Consider the following 13,468-nt stretch of genomic DNA (forward strand, 5'->3'; position numbering starts at 1 on the left):
GCCCCCCGCGCTGCCAGGCTGGCCCGTATGGACCACCCCCGCGCCCGGACCCTCCCGACCGTGCTGCTGCTCGCCGCGCTGACCGCCGTGCTCGTGCCCGCCGTCCGCGAGGAGGGCTACTTCGCCGACCCGGCGCGGCTCACCTGGTGGTACGCGGCCGCCTGGACCCTGTTCGGCGCGGCCGCCTGGTCGCTGCGGCGGGTGCCGGAGCGGTACGTGGTCCCGCTCGTGCTGGCGGGTGCGCTGGCCGTCTGCGCGGCCGGGCTCGCCGGGCCGCCGCTGACCAGCACCGATTCCTTCCGCTACGCCTGGGACGGGCGGGTGCAGGCCGCCGGGATCTCCCCGTACGACCACGCCCCCGCCGATCCGGCGCTGCGCGCCCTGCGCGACGACTGGCTGTTCCCGCGCGGCGCGGCCGCCTGCGCCGGGCCCGACCGGGTGGGCATCGAGCCGGGGGTGTGCACCCGCATCAACCGGCCCGCCGTCCACACCATCTACCCGCCCGTCGCGGAGGGGTGGTTCTGGCTGGTCCACGTCTTGTCCCCGCCGGGTGTGCGGCACAAGGCCCTGCAGACCGGAGGGGCCCTGCTGGCGCTGGCCGTCACCGGGGCGCTGCTGCTGATCCAGCGCCGCCGGGGCGCGCGGCTGCGTACCGCCGCCTACTGGGCCTGGTGTCCGGCGGTGGCGGTGGAGGCGGTGAACAACGCGCACGTCGACGTGCTCGCCGTCCTGCTGTCGGTGGCGGCGCTGGGAGTGGTGGTGCGCCGACGCGCCCTCGGCGGCGCCCTGTTCGGGCTGGCGATCGCGGCGAAGCTGCTGCCCGCCGTACTGCTGCCGGGCGCGCTGGCCGGCGTACGGCGGTGGCGGGACGCGGCGGCGCTGCTGCTGCCCGCGGCCGCGGTGGTGGGCCTGGCGTACCTGCCGTACGTGCTGGTCTCCCGCGCGTCGGTCTTCGGCTACCTGGGCGGCTACGCCGAGGAGGAGGGGTACGAGGACCCGGGCGCGGGCGGCCGCTACGCGCTGCTGCGCCTGGTGCTCCCGGACTCCTGGTCGGTGCCCGCGGTCGCGGCCGGGATGCTGGCGGTGACGGCGTACGTCTGGCGGCGCGGGGATCCGCGGCAGCCGTGGAGCGCGGCGCTGCTGGTGACGGGCACGGCGTTCCTGCTGATGACCCCGGGGTACTCCTGGTACGCCCTGCTGCTGATCGCGCTGGTGGCGCTGGACGGCCGCGCCGAGTGGCTGGGGGTGGCGGCCGCGGGGGCGGCGGCCTACGTCTCGGTGCGCGCGCTGGGCGGGGCGACGATCCCGGTGGCGTACGGGCTGGCGGGCGCGGCCGTGCTCGTGGGGTGGGCGCTGCGGCGGCGGGCGGCGGCCCGGGGAGGGAGGGGAGTGCGCCCCGGACCGCCGCCTCGTGCTCCGCGGAGCGGTCAGCCGATGTGGAACGGGTCCCCGTAGACCTTCCAGTCCAGGGGGGTGTTGAGGTTGAGGTTGCCCTTCTTGAGCCACACCCGCTGGGCCGTGTCGACGCGGCTGGTGTCGCTGTGCGCCTCCTCCTGCTTCATCGCCCAGACCCGGGCGTCGAGGAAGGCGTTGAGCCAGGTGGTCTCGTTGCCGCCCTGGGCCGGGGGCTTGGCCTTGGTGAGGGCGCGCTTGCGGATGTTGCGGAAGCTGGTGGAGTCGCTGCCGTCGCCGTGCATGACGATGGCGTCGTAGTAGGTGAACTGGCCGAGCACGCCGACCCCGTCGGCCTTGCCCTGGTTCACGGCCGGGTTGAAGTAGACCCGGTCGCGCTCGTGGTCCTGGGCCTTCTTGAAGTCGGAGTCGGAGGCCGCCTTCACCCAGTCCTTGGTGAAGTTGGGGTCGAGGCCGGCGTGCGAATCGCTGCCGTCGACGTTGCGCAGGGCGGGCAGGTACTTGGCGAGCACGTTGCCCGGCTTGATCTGCGTGTAGTACTCGACGAGTTCGAGCATGTCGTGGGTGCCGGAACAGAAGCCGATGATGCCGGCGGTGTAGCCGCGGCCGTCGTCTATGTCCTCGATGTACTTGTACTGCGCCTTCCAGTTCAGCGAGGAGTTCTCGGCGCTGGAGACGATCTGCATGGCGATGTCCTTCTTCACCGGGTCGTCGAGTCCGACGGCGGCGGCCGACACCTGCGCGGAGACCGGTGCCGCAGTGGGGGCGGCGGCGGTCGCGTGGGCGGTGACGGGCACGGCGAGAAGGGCGGCGCCGAGCAGGGTACTTACGGCCAGTCGCTTGCGGTGGGGGGTGAACACAGTGCCTCCATAAGGGAGTTGATGCTCGGGCGACTTCGTTAGGAAACTTTACTACCAGAAGTCCCAGCACCTCAAGGCCCTGGCACGCCCCACTCCGGCCGGACGGGGTCCGACCTTCCACGCCTCTGGCATATGAGAGGGTTCCCGGGGCATGCTTACGCAGATGCGGCTGAATTCGGCCGCTGGAAGCTCATATGCGAGATCACGGGCAAGCGCGGATCGGCCGCACGGCACCAGGAACGCGAGCACCACGCACGAAAGGGAGGCGCCGATGGCCGTCCTCGTCATCGGAGACGCACCCACCGCCGCCATCGAGGCGGCCGGGCTGCGCATCCACCCGTGCCGGCCCGAGGCCGACGAGCCCCTGCCCGCCACCCTCGCCGGGATCGACGCGCTGATCCTCTCCCCCGGCGCCACGCCCGCCGCCCTCCCCCTCGTCGGGCCGGCGCTGGCCGCCGAGGTGCCCGTACTCGCCCTGGGCGAGGGAGCCCGGCTGCTCACGGAGGCGGCGGGCACGGACGGCACCGGAGGCGGCAGCACCGACCCGCTGCTCGGTGGCGGCTCCGCGCCGCACGGGTTCCGCGTGGGCGCCAGCGCCTGGGGGCTGCCCGTCCCCGACGAGGCCGACTGCGAACTGCTGCGCCGCTTCGCCGAGCTCGTCGCCGGGCGGGCCGAAACCACCGCCACCCGCGCCTTCTTCACGCCCCGGGCCGCCGCCTGGGAGGAGCGGTTCGCCTACCAGACCCCGGCGTACGAGGCCGCCGTCGCCCGGATGCGGCTGCGCCCCGGGCAGATCGCGCTCGACCTGGGCTGCGGCAGCGGTCGCGCCCTGCCCGCGCTGCGGGCCCTGGTCGGGACCACAGGCACCGTGATCGGGGTCGACGTCACGCACGCCATGCTCACGGCCGCCGCCCGCGCGGGCCACGGCGGGCCGGCGCGGCTGCTGCTCGCCGACTGCGGGCGGCTCCCGCTGCCGGCGGGCGCCGTCCACGGCATCTTCGCCGCCGGGCTGGTGGACCACCTGCCGCACCAGGCCGCCGCCCTGCGCGAGTGGGCCCGCGTCACCGCACCCGGCGGGGAGCTGCTGCTCTTCCACCCCTCCGGCCGGGCCGAGCGCGCGGCCCGCCACGGGCGCGCCGTCAGCCCCGACGACCCCCTGGCCGAGCCGAACCTCCGCCCGGCCCTCGAAGCGGCGGGCTGGCACGTGGCCACGTACGAGGACGCCCCCGGCCACTTCCTGACCCGCGCCACGCGCTGACCGGGCGGGGCCGCTCCGGGCGGGGGCTCCCTCGCGAGGGTCACCCCTCGTAGCGGCCGGGCCCGGTCAGAGCCAGCCGTTGCGCCGGAAGCCCCGGTGGATGACGAAGCACGCGACGGCCATCACCCCGAGCACGAGGGGGTACCCGTAGGTCCAGTGCAGTTCGGGCATGTGCTCGAAGTTCATGCCGTAGACCCCGCAGACCATCGTCGGAACGGCGATGATGGCCGCCCACGCCGTGATCTTGCGCATGTCCTCGTTCTGGGCGACGGTCACCTGCGCGAGATGGGCCTGCAGTATCGAGTCCAGGAGGGCGTCGTACGCGGCGATCTGGTCGGTGGCACGGGTCAGGTGGTCGGCGACGTCCCGGAAGTAGGTGCGCATCTCCGGCGGGATGACCGGTATCGGCTGCGTGCTCAGCTGCTGGAGCGGGCGGCTCAGCGGGGCCACCGCCCTGCGCAGTTCCAGCAGTTCGCGCTTGAGCTGGTAGATCCGGCCCGCGTCCCCGCGGCCGCCGTGCTCGCTGAAGACCATGGTCTCGACGTCGTCTATGTCGTTCTGCACCGCGTCCGTGACGGCCACGTACTCGTCGACCACGTGGTCGGCCAGGGCGTGCAGGACGGCGACCGGCCCCTTGGCCACCAGCTCGGGGAGCGCCTCAAGCTCCTCGCGGACCGCTCCGAGGGTGCCCCGGCCGCCGTGCCGGATGGTGATGACGAAGTCGCTGCCGGCGAAGGCCATGAGCTCGCCGGTCTCCACCACCTCGCTGGTCGCGGTCAGTTCCTCGTGCTCCACGTACCGCACCGTCTTGAACACGGCGAAGAGGGTCTCGTCGTAGCGCTCGATCTTGGGCCTCTGGTGGGCCCGGACCGCGTCCCCGACGGCGAGCGGGTGCAGGCCGAGCAGCTCGGCGAGCCCGGCGAACTCCTCCTGCGAGGGCTCGTGCAGTCCGACCCAGACGAAGCCCTCGCCCGTCTTGCGGACCCGGCGCAGCGCCTCGCCCACATCGGCGTGGCCGTGGTTGTCCTGGCGGACGCCGTCCCGGTAGACGATGCAGTTGACGACGGCGCTGCCGAGCGGGGAGCGGGCCGGGTGGCTGAGGTCGACGGCCCGCCGGTAGCTGCGGCGCACGGCCCGGCGCAGGTTGCTGAGCATGGACAACGGACGTACTCCCCTTCGGCGGATCAGCGGCCAGTGTGCCACCGGCACGCAGGCCCCCCGACCACCTGCCCTCAGGCCCGGTCGATGAACACGCTCGTGGACTTCACCCGTGCCGTCGCCCGTGCTCCCACCTCCAGGCCGAGTTCCTCCACGGCCTCCCGGGTCAGCAGCGACACGACGCGGTGCGGTCCGGCCTGGATCTCCACCTGGGCGTCGACCGTGCCCAGTTTCACGCCCGTCACGATGCCGGGGAAGGCGTTGCGCGCCGAGGTGTACGGGGCCCCCTCGCCGTCGCCGCCCTCCTGCGCGACCTCCACGCAGAACGCGGCGAGGTCCGGCCCGTCGACCATCCGCCGGGTACCGTCCCGACGCGTCGGGAACCTCTCCGCATCGGCCCACCGCCGGGCCGTGTCCACGCTGACGCCGAGCATGCGCGCAGCCTGGCCGATCGTGTAGGACTCCATGCCCGCAGCCTAAGCCCTCGCCCGACCGGTCCTCGCAGGCCAAGGGGCCCGGCACCGGACCCCGCGGGCCGGGCCCACGGTGCCGGGCGGTGCGGGCCCGGCAAGCTCCGGAAGGGCCGGCCTAGTCGAGCGCCCCCGCGGCCGCCCGCGCGACCGCTTCGGCGACCAGCGACAGTGCGGGCGAGTCCAGCTTCCACTGCTGCCAGTACAGCGGGACGTCCAGGGTCCGTCCCGGCGCGATCACCACCAGCTCACCCGCTTCCAGCAGGGGGCCGGCCTGCACCATCGGCAGCATCGCCCAGCCCAGCCCGGCGACCGCCGCGTCGCAGAACCCCTCCGAGGTCGGCACGTGATGGCGCACGGCGGACGCCCTGGCCGCCGCGTCCTGCGTCACCATCCGCACGAACTCGTCCTGGAGCAGGTCCAGCCGGTCGAAGACGACGACCGGCGCGACCCGCAGGTCCCGCTCCACCGTGTCCCGCAGGTGCCGCGCCGCGAACTCCGGGCTCGCCACCGGCAGGTACCGCACGAGCCCCAGCCGGCGCACCGTGCACCCCGCCACGGCCACCGGCTGCGAGGTGACCGCCGCCATCACGCGCCCGTCCCGCAGCAGTTCGGTCGCGTGCCCCTCGTCCTCCCGGTGCAGTTCGAAGCAGACCGGCGGGTCCTGCGGCACCCCGGTCAGCGCGGGCAGGAACCAGGTGGCCAGCGAGTCCGCGTTGACCGCGATCGGCAGCCGGACCGGGCCCAGGCCCTCGGCCATGCCCAGCTCGGCCCGCGCGTCGCGCTCCAGCCGGACGAGCTGCCGCGCGAAGCGGACCAGGACCTCCCCCGACTCGGTGGCCCGCACGGGCTTGGTCCGCATCAGCAGCACCCGCCCGGTCCGCTGCTCCAGCGCCTTGACCCGCTGGCTGACGGCGGACGGGGTCACGTGCAGGGCGGCGGCCGCCGCGTCGAAGGTGCCCTCGTCGATCACCGAGAGGAGGGTCCGCACCTGGTCCACAGGCAGCTCATCCATCACAGCGGCTAATGGTAGGTAAGAATCTTTAGCTGTACTCCGCGCCGCGCCGCTGCCTACCGTCGAAGACATGACACACGGCATCATCCCGGCGGCCCTCGCGGGCTTCGGCACCGGGCTTTCCCTCATCGTCGCCATCGGCGCCCAGAACGCCTTCGTCCTGCGCCAGGGCGTGCGCCGCCAGTCGGTCCTCGCCGTAGTCGCCATCTGCGCCCTCTCGGACGCGGCCCTGATCGCCCTCGGCGTGGCCGGCGTCGGCGCGTTCGTCACCGCCTGGCCGCCCGCCCTCACCCTCGTCGGACTCGTCGGCGGCACCTTCCTGATCGGCTACGGGGCCCTGGCCGCCCGCCGGGTGCTGCGCCCCGACCCGGGCGCCGCCCTCACCGCGGACGCCACCGGCCGGGCCGCCGGCTCCGCCGCCACCCGGCGCGCCGTACTGACCTGCCTGGCCATGACCTGGCTCAACCCGCACGTGTACCTCGACACCGTGCTGCTGCTCGGATCCGTCGCCGCCGGCCGCGGCGACCTGCGCTGGGCCTTCGGCGCGGGGGCCGTCCTGGCGAGCCTCGTCTGGTTCGGCGCGCTCGGCTACGGGGCCCGGCTGCTCAGCGGCCCGCTCGGCCGGCCCGCCGCCTGGCGGGCACTGGACGGGCTCGTCGCCGCGACCATGGTCACGATGGGTGGTCTGCTGCTGGCCCGGGCCTGAACCCCGCTCCCGCGAAGCCCGCCCGCCGAAGGCCTCCCCGAAGGCCCGGTCGAGGGTCGCGGCGGCCTCCGCCTCCCACACCGCCTCCCGAGGTCCACCCCATGGACACGTCCCGAGTGGGTACGGATCACCGTGCCCGCAGCCTCGTACGCCCACTCGTACCGCCTTGCCCCGCACCTCCAGGAGCCTCCGTGCCGGATCAGCCCCCGACCCCCCACCCGACGCCCCACCCGATGGCGCCCCCGCCGCCCTCCGCGTCCCCGTACACCGATTCGGTCCGGGCCTACTACGCCGCCCAGCCCTCGCCCCTGGTCGCCGCCACCGGGATCGTGCTGGACCAGCGCGGGCGGGTCCTCGTCCTGACCACCTCGTACAAGGCGGAGCCGGAGCTCCCGGGCGGGGGCGTGGAGGACACCGAGACCCCGGAGGAGGGGCTGGCCCGGGAACTGAAGGAGGAGCTGGACCTGAGCGTGCCGGTCGGGCGGCTGCTCGCCGTGGACTCCCGCCCGCCGGGGCCCCTCGGCCGCTCCCTCGTCGTGCACGTCCACCTCGTCGGCCCGCTCACGCCCGAGGAGGCCTCCGCGCTCTCGTTCCCGGACGGGGAGATCACCGAGGCCCGCTGGCTCACCCCCGAGGAGGCCTACGCGGCCCTGGAAACCCGGAGGGGATCCCGACTGCGCGCCGGCCTGGCCGCCCTGCACGCGGGCTCCTTCGCACACCTCGTCGACGGGGTACCGCAGCCCGGCTCCCCGGCCGGCTTCGACCCCGTGCGCCGGGCGGAACTGGAACACCTGGGCGCCTACGACACCGCGGGCCACCGCGCCGCCCGCCCCAAGGCCCTGACCGCGGCGAGCGTGCTGTTCACCGACTCCGCGGGCGGGGTCCTGCTGGTGCGGCCCGCGTACGGCGACCCGGACCACTGGAACCTGCCCGGCGGCGGCATCGACAGCGACCTCGGCGAGATCCCGCGCGCCGCGGCCCGCCGGGAGGTCCTCGAAGAGCTCGGCCTCGACCTCGCCCCGGGCCCGCTCCTCGCCGTCAACTGGTCCCACCGGTCCGGCTATCCGGCCCGGGTCCGCTTCCTCTACGACGGCGGCACCCTCGACGCCGCCACCCTGGCCCGTATCCGCCTGCCCGGTACGGAACTCCTCGCCTGGCGCGCGGTCCCCCCGGCCGAACTGCGCCGATTCGCCAAACCGGCACTCCGCCGCCAGATCGAGGCCTGCCTCGCGGCCCGCACCACGCCGGGCGGCCCCATCGAACTGCACGCCGGCCGGCCGGTGGAAGAGACCGCCTAGAGCTCGGCGGCGAGCTTCCGGGCACGCGCCAGGACGCCCGCCCGGGCGAAGTAGCCGAGCCCTTCCGCGCGCAGGGACTTCGCCACCTCGCGCTTGGCGAACCCCCGGGCCAGCATGACCGCCGCCTTCCGGGCCAGGGCTTCCCGGGCCCGCTCCCGCTCCGTGGGCTGCTGCCCCCACGGCCGGGGGTCGGGCTGCGGCGGGGCGGTGCGGGGGCTGGGCTGCGGCGGGGCCGTGCGGGCCTCGACGTGCCGGGCCGCGCGGGGCTCCGCCTGCCGGGCGGCCGGGACCCGGCCCTGGCCCCGGCCCCGGCCCCGGCGCCACACGTCCGCGACGTCGGCGCCCGGAATCACCAGGGAGGTGGTGGCGGGCAGGCGCGGCCGGGTCGCTGCGGGCGGGGCCGCGTGGCGGCCGATCAGGTCGCGGAGCGCGGCCTCGGCCTCGGCGGGTGCCAGGACGGGGATGTCCGTGTGCCGCAAGGAGGGCGGGGCGGCCGCTCCCGCCGGGAGGATCACCATCCGGGTGGTCTTGGAGGGACGCACGCCCAGCACCGCACCGTGCCGTTCGGCGAGTTCGGCCACGGCCAGCGTCTGCGGGTCCGCCCCCAGGGGCACAATGCGTACGCCCTTCAGCTCCGTACCGGTCGCGGGCAGCCGCTCGGCGAGTTCCGGAACGGCCAGGAGCCCGGCGAGTACGGCCAGCGCGCGGAGTTCCCGGGCCGGCGGCCGCTCCCCCGCCGCGGCCCGGCGGGCCTCCCAGACCTCCACGTGCGCGGCGCGCAGGCTCTCCCGGCCGTGGCCCGCGGCCGAGGCGAGGTCGGCGAGCGCCTCCGCGTCCCGCCCGAGCACCCGGCCGGTGGCCGCGATCTCGGCCAGGGCGGCGGAGTACGCGGCGGCCCCGGCCGGGTCGGGGGTCGTGCGCGCCCGCATCGGAAGGGCCCGGTGCAGGTGGGCCAGCCAGCCGGCCTCGCCCTTGCGCAGCCCGCAGACGCGCGGACGGACCCGTACGGCATCCGGTCCCGCCTGCGGCTGCGCTCCGGCGCCGGGTCCGGCGGCCGGGCCGGCGGTCAGGGTGAGGGGGACGGGAGCCGTGCCGATCAGGGTCGTCAGGATGCGGGCGGTCTGCCGGGCGTCCTCCAGGGCCGCGTGCGAGGACAGGGGCCACGAGCCCGAGAGGCTCTTCACGATCCCGCTGAGCTTGTAGCCGATCATCTCCGTGTGGGCCCGGTACTCCTTGAGCGTGCACAGGCCGGCCGCTTGCGGCGGCTCGATGCCCGCGCGGCGGAACTCGGCGGCCAGGAACTTCGCTTCGAAGTCCAGATGGTGGGCCACCACGACCGCCCCGTGCATGATCCGGATCAGGGTGCCGGCCAGTTCCTCGAAGCGGGGGGCGCGCGCCGCTTCCGCGTTGCCGATGCCGTGGTACTCCTGGTTCTCCGGTGCCATCCGGCGCTGTGGGTTCACCACGCTGGCGAACTCCCCTACCATCCCATTACCGTTGGTGCCGAAATGTCCGCCGAAGGTCCCACCGTCGTGGACCAAAGCCCCCCGGCGTTTCGGCCATTCCGCCTCGACTCCACCTCGACTCAAATACGTGCCTTCGACGGTGCGGCCGCCGTCGTTGACCCCGGTGAACCGGATCCGTCGAGGGGGGCCACGGCCATGGGGGAAACGACCGACGACAAGGACCGACCGGACGAGGACGTCCCACCGGGGGTCTCACCGGGGGTCTCACCGGAGGTCCCACCGGAGGTCCCATTGGAGGTCTCACCCGACGTCTCGGACTCGGAACGGCTGCTGTTCGGCGGCGAGCTCGCCTACGACATCGGCTGGGAACGCCACGAAGGGGCCTGGCTGAAGCTCGGGCTGTGGACCATGGCCAAGGAACTGCCGCGCATGGTCGCCATGGGCGTGCGCCTCGCGCACCTCGCCGACGCCCGCGCGCTCCGGGTGGTCCTCGGCGCCGAGCTCGGCCGCGGCATCACCCAGGCCGTCGGCCTGATCGCGGTCAACGGCGTCCTGGGCCACATCCTGTCCACCGGATCGACCAACGAGCGCCTGGCCCGGGCCGTGCCCGCCCTCGCGGCGGTCGCGGTCACCGCACTGCTCGGGTCGCTGCTGCGCTCCGCTTCGACCGCGTCGACCGGCACCCTGGAACCGAAGGTCCAGCGGGTGGCGACCGAGCGCTACCTCGGGCTGGTCCACCAGGTGGAGCTGTCCGCGATCGAGGACGACGAGTTCCACCGCCTGCTCGATGCCGCCCGGTACGGTGCGGACTCCGCGCGCCGCATGATCCGGTACTGCACGAACACGCTGAACTCCCTGATCTCGCTGATCGCCGCGGCGGGCGTGCTCACCGTGCTGCACGTCGGGCTCCTGCCGCTCCTGGTCATGATGACGCTGCCCAGTGCGTGGAGTTCGCTCACGATCTCCAAACAGCGCTACGTCTCCTTCCACACCTTCGTCCAGCACGCCCGTGCCGGACACCTGCTGGGGCAGCTGCTGACCCAGCAGGAGGCGGCGGCCGAGGTCCGGGTGCACGGGATCGGACCGTTCCTGCTCGGCCATTTCCGCGGCATGGCGGAGACCAGCGAGCGCGAGCAGACCCGCCTGGCCCGCAATGCCGCCCGGATCGGCCTGCTGGCCGACGGCGCCGGCGGCCTGGCGACGCTCCTCACCTATGGGGCGCTCGGACTGCTGTTGTGGAGCGGGGCGATGGACCTCGCGGTCGCCGGTACGGCCGTCCTGGCGATCCGTACCGGCGCGTCGAGCCTGGACAGCCTCGTGCTGCAGACGGCCGATCTGCACCAGGAGTCCTTGCACGTAGCCGACTACGAACGGCTCTGCGCGGAGGCCGTGGACCGGGCGATTCCCGCCACGGGCGAGGCGCTGCCGGAGGAGCTGCGGGAGGTCCGCTTCGAGAAGGTGACCTTCACCTATCCGGCGAGCGCCGGTGAGACTCCCGAACCGACCCTGCGCGAGGTCTCCCTGTCCTTCCCCATCGGCAAGGTCATCGCGATCGTCGGGGAGAACGGCTCGGGGAAGTCCACCCTGATCAAGCTCCTGGCCGGCCTGTACCTGCCCGACGAGGGCGGGGGCACGATCTGGTGGGACCACGTCGATGCCGCCCGGGCCGACCGGCGGCAGATCTTCGCCCGGGTCGCGCTCATGTCCCAGTCCTTCTACCAGTGGCCCTTCACCTTCCGCGTCAACGTGGGGATCGGCCGCCCCGACCGCCCCATCGACGACGGGGCGGTCGGGGCCGCGGCGGCCTTCTCGGGCGCCGACGAGTTCCTCGCCGGTCTGCCCCACGGCCTCGACACCCTCCTCGCGCGCGGCTACAAGCGCGGCCGACAGGCCTCCGGGGGCGAGTGGCAGAAGGTCGGCATCGCCCGGGCCTGGTACCGGCACGGCCAGATCATGGTGGTGGACGAGCCCACCAGCGCCCTGGACGCGGTCGCCGAGCAGCGGTTCTTCGACCGTCTGCGGAGCCTCGCGGCGACCGGGCAGACGGTGGTCCTGATCACCCACCGGCTGCACTCCGTACGCCACGCCGACGTCATCCACGTCCTCAAGGGCGGTCAGGTCGCCGAGTCGGGCACCTTCACCGAGCTCATGGACCCGGACGGTGCCACGGGCGCGACGGGCGCCACGGGCGAGTTCCGCAACGCCTACCTGGTGCAGGCCTCCGCGTTCGCGGAATCCCTCCCCTCCCAGCGCGCCCACCCGCCCGGCACCACGTCCGGGACGAAGACCGGAGACCCCTCATGAGCCGTACCGCCGACGAACAGGGCAGGACACCCGTGAGGCCCGCTCCGACCGCACGGGACTGGCACGAGCACTACGCCGCCGGACGGGACTTCCGTCCCCTGTCCGGCACGGAGGAGGCCGTCCTCCACGAGCACCTGGCCCTACCGGAAGGCTCAGGGGGCGCCCGGGCCCTGGAGGTGGCCTGCGGGACCGGGCAGCTGGCCCGCCTCCTCGCCGGTCTCGGCTACCGGGTCGACGCGGTGGACTTCGCCGAGGCCGCCCTCGACCGCGCGGCCGCCACCCCGACGGCCGGGATCACCTACCACTGCCTCGACGTCACCGCCGGGGAACTCACGGCGCTCGCGGCCCGCACCGGCGGACCGTACGACCTGATCACCATCCGCCGGACGCTGGCCCACCTCCCCGACCGCGCCCGGACCGTCGCGGAACTCGCCGCCCTGCTCGCCCCCGGCGGGACGCTGTGCGTGATCACCCCTCATGCCGCCCGGCAGCCCGACGGTCTGCGCGGCATCAGCCTGGACGAGGGGGAGATCTCCCGGCTCGCCGAGGGCTGGGAGCACACGATCCGCAGGGAGGCGGGCGGCTCCACGGTCCTCCTGCTCCGAGGCCGGAAGGCCGCCGGGGGCCCCGGGCGCGATGGGGGCGATGGGGCCGATGCGAAGTAACGAGTGGGGCGCCTCCCGGCCGGCTACTTCGGTTCGGTCGCGAGCTGGATCAGGTTGCCGCAGGTGTCGTCGAAGACGGCGGTGGTGACGGGACCCATCTCCAGCGGCTCCTGGGTGAAGCGGACACCGAGGGCGAGCAGACGCTCGTACTCCGCCCGGACGTCGTCGACGGCGAACTGGGCGAGCGGGATGCCGTCCTCGACGAGCGCGTCCCGGTAAGTCTTGGCGGCCGGGTGGCCGGCGGGCTCCAGGAGGAGTTCGGTACCGCCGGGCTCGCTGGCCGAGACCACGGTCAGCCACCGGTCCTCCCCGCCCATCGGGACGTCGTGCTTCTTCACGAACCCGAGGATCTCGGTGTAGAAGCGCAGGGCCTTGGCCTGGTCGTCGACGAAGACGCTGGTCAGGTGGATCTTCATGCGGTGCTCTCTTCCGGTCCGGACGGTTCGGGCATGCGCCAACGCTCGGCGATCTGCCGCAGCGGGGCCGTGTTCAGGTCGTGGAACTTGTACCGGCCTTCCCGCCTGGTCTCGACGAGTCCGGCGGCCTCCAGCACGGCGAGGTGCTGGGAGACGCCCTGGCGCGAGATCCCGAGCTGGTGCTTCATGGTCAGCCGCGAGCAGATCTCGAACAGTGTCTGCCCGGACTTCTCCGCGAGCTCGTCGAGGATGGTGCGGCGGGTGGGGTCGGCCAAGGCTCTGAAGAGTTCGTCGGCCACCCCCACAGGATAGGCAAGCATCCACTTGCCTATCAACCCCGCAGGTTCGCTGACCATCCTCTACCGGCCTCTACCGGAAGACCCTGAAGCAGCCCGCACGATCCACGGCGCCCGAACCCGACTTCGCCGGCAGGTCAGCC

13 protein-coding genes are annotated in these 13,468 nt (G+C 74.0%); 6 read left to right on the forward strand and 7 right to left on the reverse strand.

What is annotated here, in order from left to right; all coding sequences use genetic code 11:
• The first annotated feature begins 27 nt into the window (after positions 1-27).
• Positions 28-1,455: a glycosyltransferase 87 family protein gene (locus ACFWNV_RS21515; RefSeq protein WP_383949330.1), complete on the forward strand. Its 1,428-nt coding sequence runs from the start codon at positions 28-30 to the stop codon at positions 1,453-1,455.
• On the opposite strand, the gene ACFWNV_RS21520 is transcribed toward ACFWNV_RS21515, so the two are convergent.
• A complete protein-coding gene (locus tag ACFWNV_RS21520; RefSeq protein ID WP_383949333.1) occupies positions 1,428-2,273 on the reverse strand; it encodes a chitosanase in 846 nt (281 codons plus the stop codon). The genes ACFWNV_RS21515 and ACFWNV_RS21520 overlap by 28 nt on opposite strands.
• A gap of 271 nt (positions 2,274-2,544) precedes the next feature.
• Here ACFWNV_RS21520 and ACFWNV_RS21525 point away from each other — a divergent pair, with 271 nt between their 5' ends.
• Entirely contained in the window at positions 2,545-3,531 is a 987-nt protein-coding gene (locus ACFWNV_RS21525; RefSeq protein ID WP_383949336.1) for a class I SAM-dependent methyltransferase, read from the forward strand.
• A gap of 66 nt (positions 3,532-3,597) precedes the next feature.
• On the opposite strand, the gene corA is transcribed toward ACFWNV_RS21525, so the two are convergent.
• From corA to ACFWNV_RS21540, 3 genes are all read right to left on the reverse strand, one after another.
• Positions 3,598-4,686 carry a magnesium/cobalt transporter CorA gene (corA, locus tag ACFWNV_RS21530; RefSeq protein ID WP_383949423.1) on the reverse strand — a complete coding sequence of 363 codons (1,089 nt, stop codon included), beginning with the start codon at positions 4,684-4,686 and terminating at the stop codon, positions 3,598-3,600.
• Between the two features lie 77 nt (positions 4,687-4,763).
• Entirely contained in the window at positions 4,764-5,156 is a 393-nt protein-coding gene (locus tag ACFWNV_RS21535; protein WP_383949339.1) for a molybdopterin-binding protein, read from the reverse strand.
• 121 nt (positions 5,157-5,277) lie between these two features.
• Entirely contained in the window at positions 5,278-6,174 is an 897-nt protein-coding gene (locus tag ACFWNV_RS21540) for a LysR family transcriptional regulator ArgP (RefSeq protein ID WP_383949341.1), read from the reverse strand.
• Positions 6,175-6,244: 70 nt separating this feature from the next.
• Here ACFWNV_RS21540 and ACFWNV_RS21545 point away from each other — a divergent pair, with 70 nt between their 5' ends.
• On the forward strand, positions 6,245-6,880 hold the full coding sequence (locus tag ACFWNV_RS21545) for a LysE/ArgO family amino acid transporter (RefSeq protein ID WP_383949344.1): 636 nt from the start codon (positions 6,245-6,247) through the stop codon (positions 6,878-6,880).
• A gap of 191 nt (positions 6,881-7,071) precedes the next feature.
• On the forward strand, positions 7,072-8,178 hold the full coding sequence (locus ACFWNV_RS21550; RefSeq protein ID WP_383949347.1) for an NUDIX domain-containing protein: 1,107 nt from the start codon (positions 7,072-7,074) through the stop codon (positions 8,176-8,178).
• Here ACFWNV_RS21550 and ACFWNV_RS21555 read toward each other — a convergent pair.
• Complete coding sequence (locus ACFWNV_RS21555) at positions 8,175-9,665, reverse strand: exonuclease domain-containing protein (protein WP_383949350.1); 1,491 nt, start codon at positions 9,663-9,665, stop codon at positions 8,175-8,177. The genes ACFWNV_RS21550 and ACFWNV_RS21555 overlap by 4 nt on opposite strands.
• A gap of 387 nt (positions 9,666-10,052) precedes the next feature.
• On the opposite strand from ACFWNV_RS21555, the gene ACFWNV_RS21560 reads away from it, so the two are divergent.
• Positions 10,053-11,948 (forward strand): ATP-binding cassette domain-containing protein, encoded by a 1,896-nt coding sequence (locus ACFWNV_RS21560; protein WP_383949426.1) that lies wholly within the window; start codon positions 10,053-10,055, stop codon positions 11,946-11,948.
• Entirely contained in the window at positions 11,945-12,613 is a 669-nt protein-coding gene (locus tag ACFWNV_RS21565; RefSeq protein ID WP_383949353.1) for a class I SAM-dependent methyltransferase, read from the forward strand. Before ACFWNV_RS21560 ends, ACFWNV_RS21565 begins: the two co-directional genes overlap by 4 nt.
• Positions 12,614-12,636: 23 nt before the next feature.
• Here ACFWNV_RS21565 and ACFWNV_RS21570 read toward each other — a convergent pair whose 3' ends face one another.
• Both ACFWNV_RS21570 and ACFWNV_RS21575 read right to left on the reverse strand, forming a co-directional pair.
• A complete protein-coding gene (locus ACFWNV_RS21570; RefSeq protein ID WP_383949356.1) occupies positions 12,637-13,029 on the reverse strand; it encodes a VOC family protein in 393 nt (130 codons plus the stop codon).
• Positions 13,026-13,328, reverse strand: a complete 303-nt coding sequence (locus ACFWNV_RS21575; RefSeq protein ID WP_383949359.1) for an ArsR/SmtB family transcription factor — start codon at positions 13,326-13,328, stop codon at positions 13,026-13,028. Before ACFWNV_RS21575 ends, ACFWNV_RS21570 begins: the two co-directional genes overlap by 4 nt.
• Positions 13,329-13,468: the final 140 nt, after the last annotated feature.

The sequence above is a fragment of the Streptomyces sp. NPDC058401 genome (assembly GCF_042722885.1).
GTDB lineage: Bacteria > Actinomycetota > Actinomycetes > Streptomycetales > Streptomycetaceae > Streptomyces.

Excerpts from the sequence above, each read along its gene's own strand:
- ACFWNV_RS21515 (WP_383949330.1), top strand. The coding sequence starts at position 28 with ATGGACCACCCCCGCGCCCGGACCCTCCCGACCGTGCTGCTGCTCGCC.
- ACFWNV_RS21525 (WP_383949336.1), top strand. The coding sequence starts at position 2,545 with ATGGCCGTCCTCGTCATCGGAGACGCACCCACCGCCGCCATCGAGGCG.
- corA (WP_383949423.1), bottom strand. The coding sequence starts at position 4,686 with ATGCTCAGCAACCTGCGCCGGGCCGTGCGCCGCAGCTACCGGCGGGCC.
- ACFWNV_RS21535 (WP_383949339.1), bottom strand. The coding sequence starts at position 5,156 with ATGGAGTCCTACACGATCGGCCAGGCTGCGCGCATGCTCGGCGTCAGC.
- ACFWNV_RS21540 (WP_383949341.1), bottom strand. The coding sequence starts at position 6,174 with ATGGATGAGCTGCCTGTGGACCAGGTGCGGACCCTCCTCTCGGTGATC.
- ACFWNV_RS21545 (WP_383949344.1), top strand. The coding sequence starts at position 6,245 with ATGACACACGGCATCATCCCGGCGGCCCTCGCGGGCTTCGGCACCGGG.
- ACFWNV_RS21555 (WP_383949350.1), bottom strand. The coding sequence starts at position 9,665 with ATGGTAGGGGAGTTCGCCAGCGTGGTGAACCCACAGCGCCGGATGGCA.
- ACFWNV_RS21560 (WP_383949426.1), top strand. The coding sequence starts at position 10,053 with ATGGCCAAGGAACTGCCGCGCATGGTCGCCATGGGCGTGCGCCTCGCG.
- ACFWNV_RS21565 (WP_383949353.1), top strand. The coding sequence starts at position 11,945 with ATGAGCCGTACCGCCGACGAACAGGGCAGGACACCCGTGAGGCCCGCT.
- ACFWNV_RS21570 (WP_383949356.1), bottom strand. The coding sequence starts at position 13,029 with ATGAAGATCCACCTGACCAGCGTCTTCGTCGACGACCAGGCCAAGGCC.